Origin of the sequence: Rhizobium sp. L43, from assembly GCF_002531725.1 — a bacterium.
In the GTDB taxonomy this organism is placed as follows: domain Bacteria; phylum Pseudomonadota; class Alphaproteobacteria; order Rhizobiales; family Rhizobiaceae; genus Rhizobium.
The window spans coordinates 133972-148245 of the sequence record NZ_NWSQ01000001.1 but is presented as its reverse complement, the minus strand read 5'-3'; the positions used below and the strand labels follow the sequence as shown (position 1 = coordinate 148245).

Here is a 14274-nt window from a genome sequence, read left to right as displayed (position 1 = left end):
TCGTCATGGGTTTCCGGGAGGGAAATCCATGACATCATGCCCGGCTTTCACATCGTGCGAGGAAAAGGAGCCCGTGTGATCCGCGCTCCGGAACAGAGGGAGAAACGATGATGAATATCCGCAAAACAGGCATTCTGGCCGGCTTGGCGCTTGGCGTCTCGGTGCTGGCGCTGAATGCCTATGCTTCCGAGGCAACCGTTCCGCCGGCGCCGGCGGAATTCCCGGCCGAAGGCAAGATCAAATATGTGGCGCGCGACTCCATCCTGGAGTTCAAGGCGCTGCCCGAATATCACGAGCCCGACTGGGTCACCAAGAATTTCGTCGCCGCCGGCAAGCTGCCGCCGGTCAAGGACCGGCTGCCGAAGGAGCCGCTGGTCTTCAAAACCGGCAACATGCCCGACGGCATCGGCGTCTACGGCGATACGATGCGCCACGTCATCGGCGGCCGGCCGGAAGGCTGGAACTACGGCGCCGGCCAGACGCAGGGCTGGGGCGGTATCGACATCGGCCTTTCCGAATGCCTGACGCGCACCGCGCCGCTGTTCCAGGTGGAAGCCAAGGATACCGAGCCGCTGCCGAACCTCGCCAAGAGCTGGGATTGGTCCGCCGACGGCCATAAGCTGACCATGCACCTGGTCGAAGGCGCCAAATGGTCTGACGGCGCGCCGTTCAACGCCGACGACATCATGTTCTACTGGGACGACGAAGTCGTCGATCCGAACGTCTCGCCGCTCGGCGGCGGCGCCTCGCCGGAAGCTTTCGGCGTCGGCACGACGCTGAAGAAGATCGACGATTATACGGTGGAGTGGACCTTCAAGGAGGCCTTCCCGAAGCAATATCTCTACACAATGTCCTACCCGAACTTCTGCCCGGGTCCGTCGCATATCCTTAAACCCCAGCATCCGAAATATTCGAAGAACACCTACGACCAGTTCAAGAACGCCTTCCCGCCGGAGTTCATGAACATGCCTGTCATGGGCGCCTGGGTGCCGGTGGAATACCGCTCCGACGACATCATCGTCCTGCGCCGCAATCCTTATTACTGGAAGGTCGACGAGAAGGGCAACCAGCTGCCTTATCTCAACGAGCTGCACTACAAGCTGTCGACCTGGGCCGACCGCGACGTTCAGGCGGTGGCCGGATCGGCCGACATCTCCAACCTCGAGCAGCCGGAAAACTTCGTCGCCTCGCTGAAGCGCGCCGCCGAAAAGACCGCGCCCGCCCGGCTTGCCTTCGGCCCGCGCCTGATCGGCTATAATCTGCGCATGAACTTCTCCGCCAATGGCTGGGGCAACCCGGACGACCGCGGCGAGGCGATCCGCGAGCTGAATCGCAATGAGGACTTCCGCAAGGCCGTCACCATGGCGCTCGACCGCAAGGCGATCGGCGACTCGCTGGTCAAGGGACCGTTCACCGCGATCTATGCGGGCGGGCTTTCCTCCGGCACCAGCTTCTACGACCGCAACTCCACCGTCTACTATCCCTTCGATCTCAAGGGCGCCAAGGCCGAGCTTGCCAAGGCGGGCCTCAAGGATACGGATGGCGACGGCATCGTGAACTTCCCGGCCGGCACGGCCGGCGGCAAGAATGTCGAAATCGTTCTGCTCGTCAACAACGACTATACGACCGACAAGAGCCTCGGCGAAGGTGTCGTCGGCCAGATGGAAAAGCTCGGGCTGAAGGTTATCATCAACGGGCTCGACGGGGCGAAGCGTGACGAAGCGCATTATTCCGGCCGCTTCGACTGGCTGATCCAGCGCAACACGACGGAACTGTCGTCAGTGGTGCAGAATACCGAGCAGCTCGCCCCCGTTGGTCCGCGCACCAGCTGGAACCATCGTGCCGGCAAGGACGACAAGCTCGATCTGATGCCGTTCGAACAGGAGCTTGTCGACGTCGTCAACAAGTTCACCACCAGCCAGAGCAACGACGACCGCGTCAATCTGATGAAGCAGTATCAGAAGATCTCGACCGAGCACGTCAACACCGTCGGCCTGACCGAATATCCGGGCGCGCTGATCATCAACAAGCGCTTCTCCAACGTGCCGCAGGGGACGCCGATCTTCATGTTCAACTGGGCTGAAGACTCGATCATCCGCGAACGCCTGTGGGTGGCCGCCGACAAGCAGGGCAAGTATGAGCTGTTCCCCGAACAGCTGCCCGGCAAGCCTGGCGACAAGGGCCCTATAAACTAGAGTTCCCTCCCAGCTGAAGTGACAATCAGGCCGCGCGTGGCGCGCGGCCTGATATGACCAACAAGCCGGCCGCGCCGACAAGGAGCGACTGGCGGCAAAGCGAAACGAACCGTTCGATGTTGCGATTCCTGCTCGTGCGCATAGCCTCCGCGATCCCCGTTCTCTTCATTCTGAGCGTGGTGACTTTCGCGATCATCCAGGCGCCGCCCGGCGATTATGCCGATTATATAAGATCCCAGCTGATCAACCAGGGTGGCGCTTCCTACGCCCAGGCCGAAGCCCAGGCGCAGGCCTACCGGGTCGAACACGGCCTCGACAAGCCGCTGGTCGTCCAATACGTCAACTGGATCGGCGGCATCGTGACGCGCGGGGATTTCGGCTACAGCATGTTCTACAACAAGCCGGTGGCCGACGTGGTCGCCGAGCGGCTGCCGCGCACGCTGCTTCTTGCGCTCGTCTGCCACATCTTCGCCTCGGTGCTCGGCATCGGCTTCGGCATCTGGGCGGCGACGCGCCAGTACAGCTGGATCGACAGCCTGCTTTCGGGAATTTCCTTCCTCGGCATGACGGTGCCGCGCTTCCTGATGGCGCTGATCATCGTCTATCTGCTGGTCTTCCAGTTCAACGTGTCCGAAATCGGCAGCTTCTTCTCGCCGCAATATGGCGGGGCGCCCTGGTCCTGGGCGAAATTCGTCGATCTGGTCCACCATGTCTGGCCTGTCGTGGCGATCGCCACCTTCGGCGGGCTCGCCTACAATATGCGCGTCATGCGCGGCAATCTGCTCGATACGTTGAATGCCCAATATGTCGAAACGGCCAAGGCCAAGGGCCTGTCCGGTGGCGCGGTGGTGATGCGCCATGCGGTGCCCAATGCGCTGCACCCGTTGGTGATGTATCAGGGCGTCGTGCTGCCTTATATGCTGACCGGTGAAATCGAAACCGCGATCATCTTCGCCCTGCCGACCGTCGGCCCGGCGATCGTCGGCTCGATGGCGGTCGGCGACGTCTATGTCACCGCCACCTTCATGATGGTGCTGTCGGCAACGCTGATCGTCGGCAATATCATCGCCGATATGTTGCTGGCTCTGCTCGATCCGCGCGTCCGCCAGTTCGGAGGAGCCTGACATGCTTGCTTTCGATTCTTCCGACACACCGCCGACAACCGAACCCGCGATCAAGAAGCCTTCGCACGGCGGCGAGAGCTATCTGGCGCTCGTCTGGCGCCGGCTGCGGCGCTCCTGGACCGGCATGGCCGGGCTGGTGCTGGTCGGGCTGCTGCTCTTCATGGCGGTCTTTGCCGATTTCTTCGCGCCGATGGACCCGAAGGCGACGGATGTCGGCTTTGCACCGCCGCAGGTGATGAGCTTCCACGACAAGGACGGCAATTTCGTCTTCCAGCCGCGCGTCTATGCGCTGTCGGATTCGGAAGAGCTCGACCCGGTCACCTTCCAGCCGATCGTCGGCGTCGATTACGACAATCCGCGGCTGCTCGGCTTCTTCGTCAAAGGCACCGAATACAACCTTCTCGGCCTGATCCCGACTGAGCGGCACTTCTTCGGCTCCACCGACGGCCAGCCGGTGCATTTCCTCGGCACCGACAAGTTCGGCCGCGACGTGCTGTCGCGCGCCATCATCGGTTCGCGCATCTCGCTGATGATCGCGCTGACCGTCGTCACCATCGTCACCATCATCGGCACCACCGTCGGCATGGTCTCCGGTTATTTCGGCGGCACTTTCGATGTCTGGCTGCAGCGTTTCGTCGAGCTGGTGCTGGCCTTCCCGCAACTGCCGCTCTATCTGGCGCTGACCTCGCTGATCCCGGTGACGGCGCCGACCAATGTCTTCCTCGCCTTCGTCATCGCCGTGATGTCGGCGCTCGGCTGGGCGCAGATGTCGCGCGAGGTGCGCGGCAAGACCCTGGCGCTCGCCCGCATCGATTATGTCCGGGCGGCGATGGCGGTCGGCGCCACCGACACCCGCATCATCCTGCAGCATATCTTCCCGAATGTGATGAGCCACGTCATCGTCGCGGTGACGCTCGCCATACCGAGCGTCGTGCTCTTGGAATCCTTCCTCGGTTTCTTAGGCTTCGCCGTCAAGCCGCCGCTGATTTCCTGGGGGCTGATGCTGCAGGATACGGCGACCTATTCGGTCATCGGCTCCTATCCCTGGATTCTCTCCCCCGTCGGCTTCGTGCTCGTCACCGTCTTCGCCTTCAATGCGCTGGGCGACGGACTGCGCGACGCAGTCGATCCTTATTGAGGTGATTGATATGGCTCTTGCACTGGTCAATTCCTTCGCCCCGCCCGTCCGCCACGATCATGACGGCCGCTCGGACACGCCTGTCATCGACGCCCGCAATGTCGCGGTGAATTTCAAGGTCGAGAACGGCATGGTCGAAGCCGTCAAGGACGTCTCCTTCCAGCTCTATCGCGGCGAGACCATCGCCATCGTCGGCGAATCCGGCTCCGGCAAATCGGTGACGGCGCGCACGGTGATGGGGCTCCTGTCGAAGCGCGCCGTCGTCTCCGACAAATCGACCGTTTCCTATGACGGTAGCAATATCCTGAAATTCTCCGAGCGGGCGCGACGCAAGCTGCGCGGCGACCGCATCTCGATGATCTTCCAGGAGCCGATGAGCTCGCTGAACCCGATCTATACGATCGGCAGCCAGATCGTCGAGGCGATCCGCGTGCATCGCCGGATCAGCAAGCGGGATGCGCAAAAGCGGGCGCTCGAACTGCTCGAACATGTGCAGATCCCCGATCCCGCCGCGCGGCTCATGCAATATCCGCATCAGCTTTCCGGCGGCCAGCGCCAGCGGGTGATGATCGCCATGGCGCTCGCCAACGATCCCGACGTCTTGATCGCCGACGAGCCGACGACGGCGCTTGATGTCACCGTGCAGGCGCAGATCCTCAACCTGATCCGCAACCTGCAGAAAGAGCTGGGGATGGCCGTCATCCTCATCACCCACGATCTGACGGTGGTGCGGCAGTTCTCCGATTACGTCTATGTGATGCAGCACGGCGAAGTGCGCGAGCACAACGTCACCGAGGCGCTGTTTGCCAATCCGCAGCATGCCTATACCAGGCATCTGCTCGGCTCCGAGCCGCGCGGCGAGGCCAATCCGCTGCCGGAGGGATCGGATGTCATCCTCGACGCCAGGGGCGTGCGCGTCGCCTTCATGATGCGCCACGGCACCTTTCTGAAGCCGGCGATGCGCGAGCTTGTCGCCGTCGACAGCCTCGACCTGACGCTGCGCCGTCACGAGACGCTTGGGCTCGTCGGCGAATCCGGCTCCGGCAAGACCACCTTCGGCCAGGCGATCCTGCGGCTGAACACGCCGCAGGCCGGCGAGATCCATTTCGACCGTCAGCCGATCCACAATCTTTCCAGGGCCGAGATGCGGCCCCTGCGCGCCCGCATGCAGGTGGTGTTCCAGGATCCGTTCTCCTCGCTCAACCCGCGCATGACGATCGGCCAGATCATCGAGGAGGGGCTGGTCGTCAACCGGCTTGGCGCCACCCGCGGCGAACGGCAGGACCGGGTGAGCGAAGCGCTCATCGCTGCCGGCATGCCCGGCAATATCCTGTCGCGCTTCCCGCATGAATTTTCCGGCGGCCAGCGCCAGCGCATCGCCATTGCCCGCGCCATCGCGCTGGAGCCGGAATTCATCCTGCTCGACGAGCCGACATCCGCACTCGACCTTTCCGTCCAGGCGCAGATCATCGAACTCTTGCGCAAGCTGCAGGACGAGCGCGGCCTCAGTTACCTCTTCATCTCCCACGATCTCAAGGTGGTGCGGGCGCTTTGCCATCGCGTCATCGTCATGCAGCATGGCAAGATCGTCGAAGAGGGGCCCGTCCACGAAGTTCTCACCCATCCCAAGACCGCCTACACCGAACGGCTCGTCAAGGCCGCTTTCGAGGTAGCATGATTATCGAATGCCGGAGGCACTAATGGCAGGAAATCCCAAAATCACGTTCATCGGAGCAGGCTCCACCGTCTTCATGAAGAACATCGTCGGCGACGTGTTGCAGCGCCCGGCGCTGTCGGGGGCGACCATTGCCCTGATGGATCTCAATCCGCAGCGGCTGGAAGAAAGCGCCATCGTCGTCAACAAGCTGATCTCGACGCTCGGCGTCAAGGCCAAGGCCGAGACCTATTCCGACCAGCGCAAGGCGCTGGCAGGCGCCGATTTCGTCGTCGTCGCCTTCCAGATCGGCGGCTACGAGCCCTGCACCGTCACCGATTTCGAGGTGCCGAAGAAATACGGGCTGCGCCAGACGATCGCCGATACGCTCGGCGTCGGCGGCATCATGCGCGGGCTTCGTACCGTGCCGCATCTCTGGAAGGTCTGCGAGGACATGCTCGCCGTCTGCCCCGAGGCGATCATGCTGCAATATGTCAACCCGATGGCGATCAACACCTGGGCGATATCGGAGAAATACCCTGCGATTCGCCAGGTCGGCCTCTGCCATTCGGTGCAGGGCACGGCGATGGAACTGGCCCATGATCTCGACATCCCCTACGAGGAAATCCGTTACCGCGCCGCCGGCATCAACCACATGGCCTTCTATCTCAAATTCGAGCATCGCCAGGCCGACGGCTCCTACCGCAACCTCTATCCCGATCTCCTGCGCGGCTACCGCGAGGGCAGGGCGCCGAAGCCCGGCTGGAACCCGCGCTGCCCGAACAAGGTGCGTTACGAGATGCTGACCCGGCTCGGCTATTTCGTCACCGAAAGCTCGGAGCATTTCGCCGAATACACGCCCTATTTCATCAAGGAGGGCCGCGACGACCTGATCGAGAAATTCGGCATCCCGCTCGACGAATATCCGAAGCGTTGCATCGAGCAGATCGAGCGCTGGAAGGGCCAGGCCGAGGCCTATCGCAGCGCCGACAAGATCGAGGTCACGCCGTCGAAGGAATATGCCTCCTCGATCATCAACTCGGTCTGGACCGGCGAACCCTCGGTGATCTACGGCAATGTCCGCAACAATGGCTGCATCACCTCGCTGCCGGAAAATTGCGCCGCCGAAGTGCCCTGCCTCGTCGATGCTTCCGGCATCCAGCCGACCTTCATCGGCGATCTGCCGCCGCAGCTGACCGCGCTGATGCGCACCAATATCAACGTCCAGGAACTGACGGTGCAGGCGCTGATGACGGAAAATCGCGAGCACATCTACCACGCCGCGATGATGGACCCGCACACGGCAGCCGAACTCGACCTCGACCAGATCTGGTCGCTGGTCGACGACCTGCTCGCCACCCACGGCGACTGGCTGCCCGAATGGGCGCGCACATCCAGGAAAGTTCAGGCTGCCTGACCCCCTCTCCCGGGTCGGGCGTCCAAGAACCCCGCGGTGGCAACACACCGCGGGGCTTTTGCGTGGAGACGAGGCGTTTTGCGATTAAGGGGTTACTCGTTTGTAGCCTTCCGCTTCATTCCAGACCACACTTTCCCGCACGTCATGAGCCCGAACTGCACGCAGCACATGACCATCACCGTATATACGTGTCTGGGAGGGTCAAAGACGTAGATAAGCCCCCATCCCGTCACAACGAATGCGATGTATAGATACAACGGCGTGAAAGCCGAACCGCTCGGCGCTGCTGCTTTTTTTCCGCCGGTGAGTTGTTGCGCCGGCTGCGGCATACGTCTTGGAGACGGGTCGGCCCCGATCAGGCTTGCTGCAATTAATCCGGAACCTGTCCCGAGTCCGGCAAAGAGCATTCGGAGCTCTTCCGATTTGTCGGGATCTTCTTCATCTGAGATGCGAACTGCGCGATGTCCGAACGGCGGCACCAGCGCCTCAGGTAAAGTCCAGGGAAGATCAGAAGCCTCATGGGCGCGCGCAAACTCTCGCAGCTCTTCGGCTTCTTCAACTGTCCAGCTGCATAGCTCTTCGCCTTTTGGCAGCTCTTGCCCGCCATAGAAAATCTCTGAGCGGCTGTAAAAACCCGCGTTGACGCGGTCTACCAGCCTTTTGATCGTCAAATTATCTTCTTCGAAGGTGTCAGGATGTTCGAGACGCTCCAAAGGGCCTGCTCGCCAGAAATAGCTTGCGGCGGTTGCCAGATCGCAGTCCGGCTGCGTCAGGATCCACTCGAACACATCTTCAGCGAAGTCGAAGTTCAGATCTTCTGCAATGGCATGGCGAGCATCCGGGGACCGGCCGGTCAACCAATCGATCATGGCCCGTTGTTCGGCATCATAATTGTCAAATGTGTCGGCCATCGCTCTGCCCGTGGGATTGATCGATCGCCTACTACCTCGACGATTGTTTGGGCGCGAGTCCCTAGATCCCGGACCCGTCCAGCTGCTGGGCGTCGTCGCCTTCCCAGGGGGAGGGCATCGAGGTGCGATTGGCCGAGGGCATCGGCATCCAACACTTCAACTCCGGCTCGGCATATTCGATGATGTGCCCGGGCGAGGAATCAGAGGCGCGCCAGCCTTCGCCACCGAACTGATCGCCATGCGACCAATAGGCGAGATCAACTTCCGCCGGCCCCTGTTCGGACGCGCGGATCGTGACCAAGATCCGGCTGCCGTCTTTCGGAGCGCTTGCCATGTGGCGCCAGCTGTCTGCCTCATCCATCGTCTTTCCTCCTGCCTCACTGCAGACGAGTGTCGCCTCGCCATCGGAAGCGGTCAATTGAAACTTTTGACGATCGACCCGGTGGTTGACGCAGTCATAAGGTAGCCACAGCTGTCTTCGAAATCGACAATTTCAAGCACATCACGATCGCCTCGGCCACCACGCCGGCGATCTCGTGCTGCGCGACTTTGCCCATCGCATCCATCAGAATGTCCGCCGCAACGATTGTTTCGGCCGTGTCGGCCGCTTGCGGCGTTAAAGCACGTCTTCAAGTTCAAGATCGGACACTAACCCCCGTCATTCTACGACATCGGCCTTGCGTAGCCCCTCTACGACGAGCTCGAAATCGGCGGGGTTCTTGAAGGGCAAGACTTTGCGGCGGTATTCCAATGAGTAGCCGGGATTGACGCGCAGCACCTCTTGCCACATCGCGCGAGCCTCTTCGAAACGGCCGAGGTGTCCGTAACAGGCGGCCAGAAGCGCGCGCGAGACATCGGTGACGGGATTGCGGCTCACGCGCTGCAGCAACAGTTCGACGGCCTCGTCGTACCTTCGCAGTTGAAACAGGGCCAGGGCCTGAAAATGGAGAACGACATCCGGAAAATACGGGTTCAGGACCCTCGCCCGATCGAAATAGGCGAGTGCCTCCTCGGATCTGCCTGAATAGATCAGGGCCTCGCCGAGGCTGACCTGCCCTTCGGCGAAGTTCGGATTGAGGACGATCGCACGCTCGGCCTCGCTGATGGCTCTGTCGTGCTGTCGCGCGTAAAGCTTGACCACACTCAGTGCCCAATGTGCAACGGGATCGCTCTCATCCCGCGCTACCGCCAGCGTCGCAGCCTCTTCGGCTTGCTCGATAGAGCGCTGTGGCGAGGCGCTCCACCGGTTCAGGTAGTCGAGCCCGTGGGTAAGGGCGAGGAAGGCGTGCGCCGAGGCGAAGTTCGGGTCCAGCTCGACGGCATGTTGCAGAAGGTCGCGGGCGTCGCTGTTCGTTTGCTTCGTCAGCCGGTGCCACAGCTCCCGGCCGCGCAAGAAGCAGTCATAGGCCTCGGGGTGCCGGGTCTGCCCCGGCGCCAGTCTTTTCCGATCGCCCTCGGTCAGGTTGACCGCCAGCGCGTCGACGATCTGCTGCGTGACATCGTCCTGAACCGCGAATATGTCGGTGAGCTCGCGATCGAACCGCTCCGCCCATAGATGCCCGCCGGTGGTCGCGTCGATGAGCTGCGCGGTGATGCGTACCCTGTTGCCCGATTTGCGTACGCTGCCCTCAAGTACATGCCGCACGCCGAGCTTGGTGCCCACCTCCTGCACCTGGACGTTCTTGCCCTTGAAAGTGAACGACGAATTGCGAGCGATGACGAAGAGCTGTGAGAGCTTCGACAGCGCCGTAATGATGTCTTCCGAGATGCCGTCGGCGAAGTAGTCCTGTTCGGCGTCACCGCTCATGTTGGCGAAGGGCAGGACGGCGATCGACAGCTTCGGCGACACTGCCGTCGCCGGTTGGCCCATCGCCAGTTGGTTCTTCGCCGTTTGCGCGGTCGCGGCTGTCTTGCTCCCGGCGCTGCCGACCTGCAGTGAATAGACCCGGATTGGCTCGGCGATGTTCTTGAGCTGCGTGTTGCCGAGATCGCTGACCGAGAGGTCGAGCCGCGCCTTGACTTGGCGATAGGCATCCTCGGACAGGCAGATCGCGCCCGCCGCGGCGACGCCTTCCAATCGCGAGGCGATGTTGACGCCGTCGCCCATCAGATCGCCGTCGCTTTCCTCGACGACATCGCCCAGATGGATGCCGATCCGGAACTCGATGCGACGGTCCTGCGGTACGCCGTCATTGCGCTCCACCATACCGTTCTGCACCTCGATAGCGCAGCGCACGGCGTCCACCACGCTGCGGAACTCGACCAGCGCACCATCGCCGGTTCGCTTCACCACCCGGCCATGGTGCACGGCAATTGTCGGATCGATGAGATCGCTACGCAGTGCCCGCAACCGCGCCAGGATACGGTCCTCGTCGGCACCGGCAAGGCGGCTGTACCCGACCACGTCCGCGGCCAGGATTGCAGCCAGCTTTCGGATCTCGCTCATGGCGCCGTCTCCTCAGTTCCACGATAGCAGGGAGACAAAGGGCAAGGAAGAAACTTTTAGCCGCTGGTGAGAGCGATCTCGGTTGCGATCGAGTTGGACGCAGTTGGTGGCGGCAGCAGCGCATGAGACTGTTCTTCACCAATGGTTGCTGATCAATTCTCTTCGAATACAGAATGCAGACGCCGTATCTGAACCGACCTCGACGTGTTACGCATCGAACATGGGATTCGGGGTTTTCATTCACCGCTCAGATTCGATTTACGACGACAGCCCGGCAGAACAATATCAGTTCCCGAGCCAATATCTCGGTCGCGTGCAGGCCTGCCTCGGAGACTGGATCATTTACTACGAGCCGCGCAAGGTTGCGGCGACGCGCGGCTATTTTTCCGTCGCCAAAGTAGCCCAAGTCATTCAAGATCCGAAGGCGCCGAATATGTATCTGGCACTCATCGAGCCGGGCAGCTATCTTGATTTCATCAATGCCGTTCCGTTCAGCGGGCCAGACGGTGTCATTGAGCGCGGCGTGCTGAATGAGGAGGGGCGGATTTCCGGCAGGGCACAGGCCGCAGTGCGCCCAATATCTGCGGCGGATTTCAATCGCATCGTGTCGCTTGGCCTGGACGAGCATGAGCCTGAACTGCCTCGGTTGGGTGAGCCGGCAGTGACGCTCGCTGCCGACGGTTTTGAAGACAGACCACAGGCGCCGTTCATATTTGAGCAGGAGCGCGACCGGGTTACACTGCTCTCGTCGCGGATCGTTCGCGATCGGCTGTTTCGCCGGCTCGTTCTACACGCTTATGACAAGCGGTGCGCAATTACTGGTCTGAAGCTCATAAATGGTGGCGGACGCGCGGAAGTTGACGCTGCGCATATCCGCCCCGTGGAGGCAAATGGGCCCGACATTCTCACCAACGGCATTGCTCTCTCTGGCACTGCACACTGGATGTTCGACCGCGGGCTGATAAGCCTCTCGGATGATCTCGACATTCTAATCTCGCGGCAGGCAAATGACCCGGAGAGCATCCGAGGACTGATCAACAAATCTGGAAGGGCGATCGTGCCGTCACGGCCGTTCGAGCGGCCCCATCCTCATTTTCTGCAGTGGCATCGCCAAAATTGTTTCAAGCAGTAGCGGTGCTTGCCGATGGCAAGACCGTTGTGCGCGAGCATCGGGTTTGCTGGCGAAGCCGTCATTCGATGCGAGGCAGATCACTCCACCTTATCCTCAAGAGAGGTTTAGCCGTTTTAGGAAGCTTCGAGCGATCAATCATCCGGGATGAGACTTCAAAGTCCGCATTGATCTTCACGACGAGCAACTTGCTGAAATTGCCTGACACCTTTACGAAAACCTCGTCCTTGGATTTGAACGGCGTGATGGTTTTGATCTCAACATGATCGTTGCCAAGCCGACCATCGGCGCCTTGCGCGTAATTCTTGTTCAGCCTTATTCCGTAGGTGATGGCGCCGAAGAGTTCTCCTATGTCTCCGTACACACTGAGATGACGACCTGTCTCAAGGTGGTAGCTTTCTGCCAGTGACAAGAGCTCCTCAAAATACGGAATCAAAGATCTGATCGCATTGGGATATTTCGCTCGCCACTCCTGGTATTGGAGTTGTTCTTCCACGTCGGACCAGGAAACCCACTCACCATCGTCGTAGAAGGCTTGGTTCAAAATATCAGCATCCATTTCACACCTCTTGGAAATCCGGTCGTCGCGACGCGGCCCTTGCGATCTTATGGTCGACCCATGCAGAAAGACCGTTCCAGAGTTCTTGGTCCAGGCCAACGTGACGAGCGATCGCCATGATCTGCTGATAGGAGATCGGCGTGATCGTCGCTTGACCACAAAGACTGGGGGCCATCAGACCTCGCTTCGCCTTCCGCGCCGTCGGAAAACTTGCATGATCGGCAAAGACTATGAGGGCCGCCGTTTGAAGGTTGCGGTGCTTGCCTATCGCTGCCGCCATCACGGCGTTGCGCATCCACTGATAGGCGTCTCCCGCAAAGGGGCAGGGCGTGTGGTCGTCTCCCGGGCTAAGTGCGAACACCTGAGGGATGTATTCCCAGTACCGAATGCCCTTGCCCGCAAGAGCGCACCGCGAGCGCACGCCGTTACGCGGGTTGATTTGGTCAGCGTAGTGTCCGTTGCATTGCCGCTTACCCGAGCGAGACACAGCCGTTTGGCTACATTTCCCTCCCGGTTCCGTAAACTTGCACTCGATAACGAACGCTGCCTTTGAGCCAACGGCAAGGACATCAACTTGTGTAGGCCTTGGTTCCCTCAGAAGCCGATCGGTATCCGTCCACTCGAGTGCTATCGACCATGGACCGCCCGGCGCACTCCCACACTCTCAGCAATGGCGTCGAAGACGCGGTCGCGATCTCTGCTCATCTTGAGCGTGCCGAACACGTCGATTGCGATGGCTTGAGACGAATGCGCCTTGTGAGCCTGAATTCGGTTGGTCCGGTCACAATGCCATGGGAATACCTCCCAGTCCTCGATCGCTTCATGGCTCGCCGGAAACAGATTTTCGCGAACAGCCTCGAAATCGGCAATCATCTGGGGGCCACCTCAATTCGATCAAGCCAAGGAATTCGTTTCCTCAATTGAAAGCGGCTCGGCCGTGCAGACATTCGTGACGAGGGCACGTTAGATGGCACTGGGCTTGTCCACTAATTTCTCGACCAATCGCCTGAGTTCTGACGGAGTCGTTTCGCCAGCCACTACCTCGTGGTAGCCGATCCCGGCGCGTCGCAGCGCCTCTTTCTTTACCGCGTCGCGTGCGGCTGCGGCGCCTTGATGATGCGCTCCGCCCTGGTATTCGATGACGTGTCGCGGTCGGCAATTGCTGTCTACGAGCAGTAGGTCGACACGCTTGGAGTTGATGCACCTGTAGGCGGCCGCATCGGTGCTTTGAAGGATTTCGCCCAACGAGACCTGCGCCATCACCTGCCAAGAAGAATTGCAGCCGATCACCATGCTGTCGAGTTCGCGAAACACTCGGGCTTCGCTCTTATTCAGCAACGACTGAATGGTGAATTGCGAATTCATGACGATACGCAGTTGATCTGCGGCATCCATTGGTCTCATCGGCTCCGCCGTTGGCATCGGAAGCCAAGGCCCCGGTTTAACGCGCTCGTTGCGGCGCTTTTCCTCCCGGCGCGACCTGTTTCTCTCCCGCCACGCCTGCTTTCTCGTCGTGGCCAGGAGCTGCTCGACGGCCATGCCGATGATGAGACCGACAAACAGAGCTGCAATCAGCAGTTCTGGCTTATCGAAATCTGCAATCGTTATACCGCCCGACGCGCCTAGTGCGGCAGCCCCGATAATCAGTCCAGGTGCTGCAAACAGCACCGACCTTTGGCGATAGTGCATGCCCCTCTCCAG

At 60.8% G+C, this 14274-nt stretch carries 11 protein-coding genes and 2 pseudogenes; 7 read left to right on the top strand and 6 right to left on the bottom strand.

The annotated features are described in order from the left end of the window. Nucleotides 1-107 precede the first annotated feature (107 nt). The 5 genes from CO667_RS00710 to CO667_RS00690 all read left to right on the top strand — a co-directional run bounded on the left by CO667_RS00710 (nt 108) and on the right by CO667_RS00690 (nt 7528). The gene (locus CO667_RS00710; RefSeq protein WP_097616453.1) at nt 108-2195 is read left to right on the top strand and encodes an ABC transporter substrate-binding protein; all 2088 of its coding nucleotides are present in this window, start codon (nt 108-110) and stop codon (nt 2193-2195) included. A 116-nt stretch (nt 2196-2311) separates the two neighbouring features. Continuing rightward, the gene (locus tag CO667_RS00705; protein WP_097616880.1) at nt 2312-3319 is read left to right on the top strand and encodes an ABC transporter permease; all 1008 of its coding nucleotides are present in this window, start codon (nt 2312-2314) and stop codon (nt 3317-3319) included. 1 nt (nt 3320) lies between these two features. Then, nucleotides 3321-4457 carry an ABC transporter permease gene (locus CO667_RS00700; protein WP_097616452.1) on the top strand — a complete coding sequence of 379 codons (1137 nt, stop codon included), beginning with the start codon at nt 3321-3323 and terminating at the stop codon, nt 4455-4457. A gap of 10 nt (nt 4458-4467) precedes the next feature. Next, entirely contained in the window at nt 4468-6135 is a 1668-nt protein-coding gene (locus CO667_RS00695) for an ABC transporter ATP-binding protein (RefSeq protein ID WP_097616451.1), read from the top strand. 22 nt (nt 6136-6157) lie between these two features. Then, entirely contained in the window at nt 6158-7528 is a 1371-nt protein-coding gene (locus CO667_RS00690; protein ID WP_097616450.1) for an alpha-glucosidase/alpha-galactosidase, read from the top strand. A 92-nt stretch (nt 7529-7620) separates the two neighbouring features. Here CO667_RS00690 and CO667_RS00685 read toward each other — a convergent pair whose 3' ends face one another. Both CO667_RS00685 and CO667_RS00680 read right to left on the bottom strand, forming a co-directional pair. Beyond that, nucleotides 7621-8439 (bottom strand): DUF4274 domain-containing protein, encoded by an 819-nt coding sequence (locus CO667_RS00685; RefSeq protein WP_097616449.1) that lies wholly within the window; start codon nt 8437-8439, stop codon nt 7621-7623. A gap of 61 nt (nt 8440-8500) precedes the next feature. Then, complete coding sequence (locus CO667_RS00680; protein WP_097616448.1) at nt 8501-8800, bottom strand: hypothetical protein; 300 nt, start codon at nt 8798-8800, stop codon at nt 8501-8503. 110 nt (nt 8801-8910) lie between these two features. Here CO667_RS00680 and CO667_RS00675 point away from each other — a divergent pair. Beyond that, nucleotides 8911-9044, top strand: a pseudogene (locus CO667_RS00675) (diguanylate cyclase); the annotation flags it as partial. Nucleotides 9045-9097: 53 nt separating this feature from the next. On the opposite strand, the gene CO667_RS00670 reads toward CO667_RS00675, so the two are convergent. Then, a complete protein-coding gene (locus tag CO667_RS00670) occupies nt 9098-10885 on the bottom strand; it encodes an adenylate/guanylate cyclase domain-containing protein (RefSeq protein ID WP_097616447.1) in 1788 nt (595 codons plus the stop codon). A gap of 220 nt (nt 10886-11105) precedes the next feature. On the opposite strand from CO667_RS00670, the gene CO667_RS00665 reads away from it, so the two are divergent. After that, nucleotides 11106-12017 carry an HNH endonuclease gene (locus CO667_RS00665; RefSeq protein WP_097616446.1) on the top strand — a complete coding sequence of 304 codons (912 nt, stop codon included), beginning with the start codon at nt 11106-11108 and terminating at the stop codon, nt 12015-12017. 58 nt (nt 12018-12075) lie between these two features. Here CO667_RS00665 and CO667_RS00660 read toward each other — a convergent pair whose 3' ends face one another. From CO667_RS00660 to CO667_RS00650, 3 genes and pseudogenes are all read right to left on the bottom strand, one after another. Continuing rightward, nucleotides 12076-12573, bottom strand: a complete 498-nt coding sequence (locus CO667_RS00660) for a hypothetical protein (RefSeq protein WP_097616445.1) — start codon at nt 12571-12573, stop codon at nt 12076-12078. Between the two features lies 1 nt (nt 12574). After that, nucleotides 12575-13446 (bottom strand): annotated as a pseudogene (locus CO667_RS00655) (hypothetical protein). Nucleotides 13447-13536: 90 nt separating this feature from the next. Next, nucleotides 13537-14262: a DUF2726 domain-containing protein gene (locus CO667_RS00650; protein ID WP_097616444.1), complete on the bottom strand. Its 726-nt coding sequence runs from the start codon at nt 14260-14262 to the stop codon at nt 13537-13539. Between the last annotated feature and the right edge of the window lie 12 nt (nt 14263-14274).

Excerpts from the sequence above, each read along its gene's own strand:
- CO667_RS00665 (WP_097616446.1), top strand. The coding sequence starts at position 11,106 with ATGGGATTCGGGGTTTTCATTCACCGCTCAGATTCGATTTACGACGAC.
- CO667_RS00700 (WP_097616452.1), top strand. The coding sequence starts at position 3,321 with ATGCTTGCTTTCGATTCTTCCGACACACCGCCGACAACCGAACCCGCG.
- CO667_RS00710 (WP_097616453.1), top strand. The coding sequence starts at position 108 with ATGATGAATATCCGCAAAACAGGCATTCTGGCCGGCTTGGCGCTTGGC.
- CO667_RS00690 (WP_097616450.1), top strand. The coding sequence starts at position 6,158 with ATGGCAGGAAATCCCAAAATCACGTTCATCGGAGCAGGCTCCACCGTC.
- CO667_RS00660 (WP_097616445.1), bottom strand. The coding sequence starts at position 12,573 with ATGGATGCTGATATTTTGAACCAAGCCTTCTACGACGATGGTGAGTGG.
- CO667_RS00685 (WP_097616449.1), bottom strand. The coding sequence starts at position 8,439 with ATGGCCGACACATTTGACAATTATGATGCCGAACAACGGGCCATGATC.
- CO667_RS00705 (WP_097616880.1), top strand. The coding sequence starts at position 2,312 with ATGTTGCGATTCCTGCTCGTGCGCATAGCCTCCGCGATCCCCGTTCTC.
- CO667_RS00695 (WP_097616451.1), top strand. The coding sequence starts at position 4,468 with ATGGCTCTTGCACTGGTCAATTCCTTCGCCCCGCCCGTCCGCCACGAT.
- CO667_RS00680 (WP_097616448.1), bottom strand. The coding sequence starts at position 8,800 with ATGGATGAGGCAGACAGCTGGCGCCACATGGCAAGCGCTCCGAAAGAC.
- CO667_RS00650 (WP_097616444.1), bottom strand. The coding sequence starts at position 14,262 with ATGCACTATCGCCAAAGGTCGGTGCTGTTTGCAGCACCTGGACTGATT.
- CO667_RS00670 (WP_097616447.1), bottom strand. The coding sequence starts at position 10,885 with ATGAGCGAGATCCGAAAGCTGGCTGCAATCCTGGCCGCGGACGTGGTC.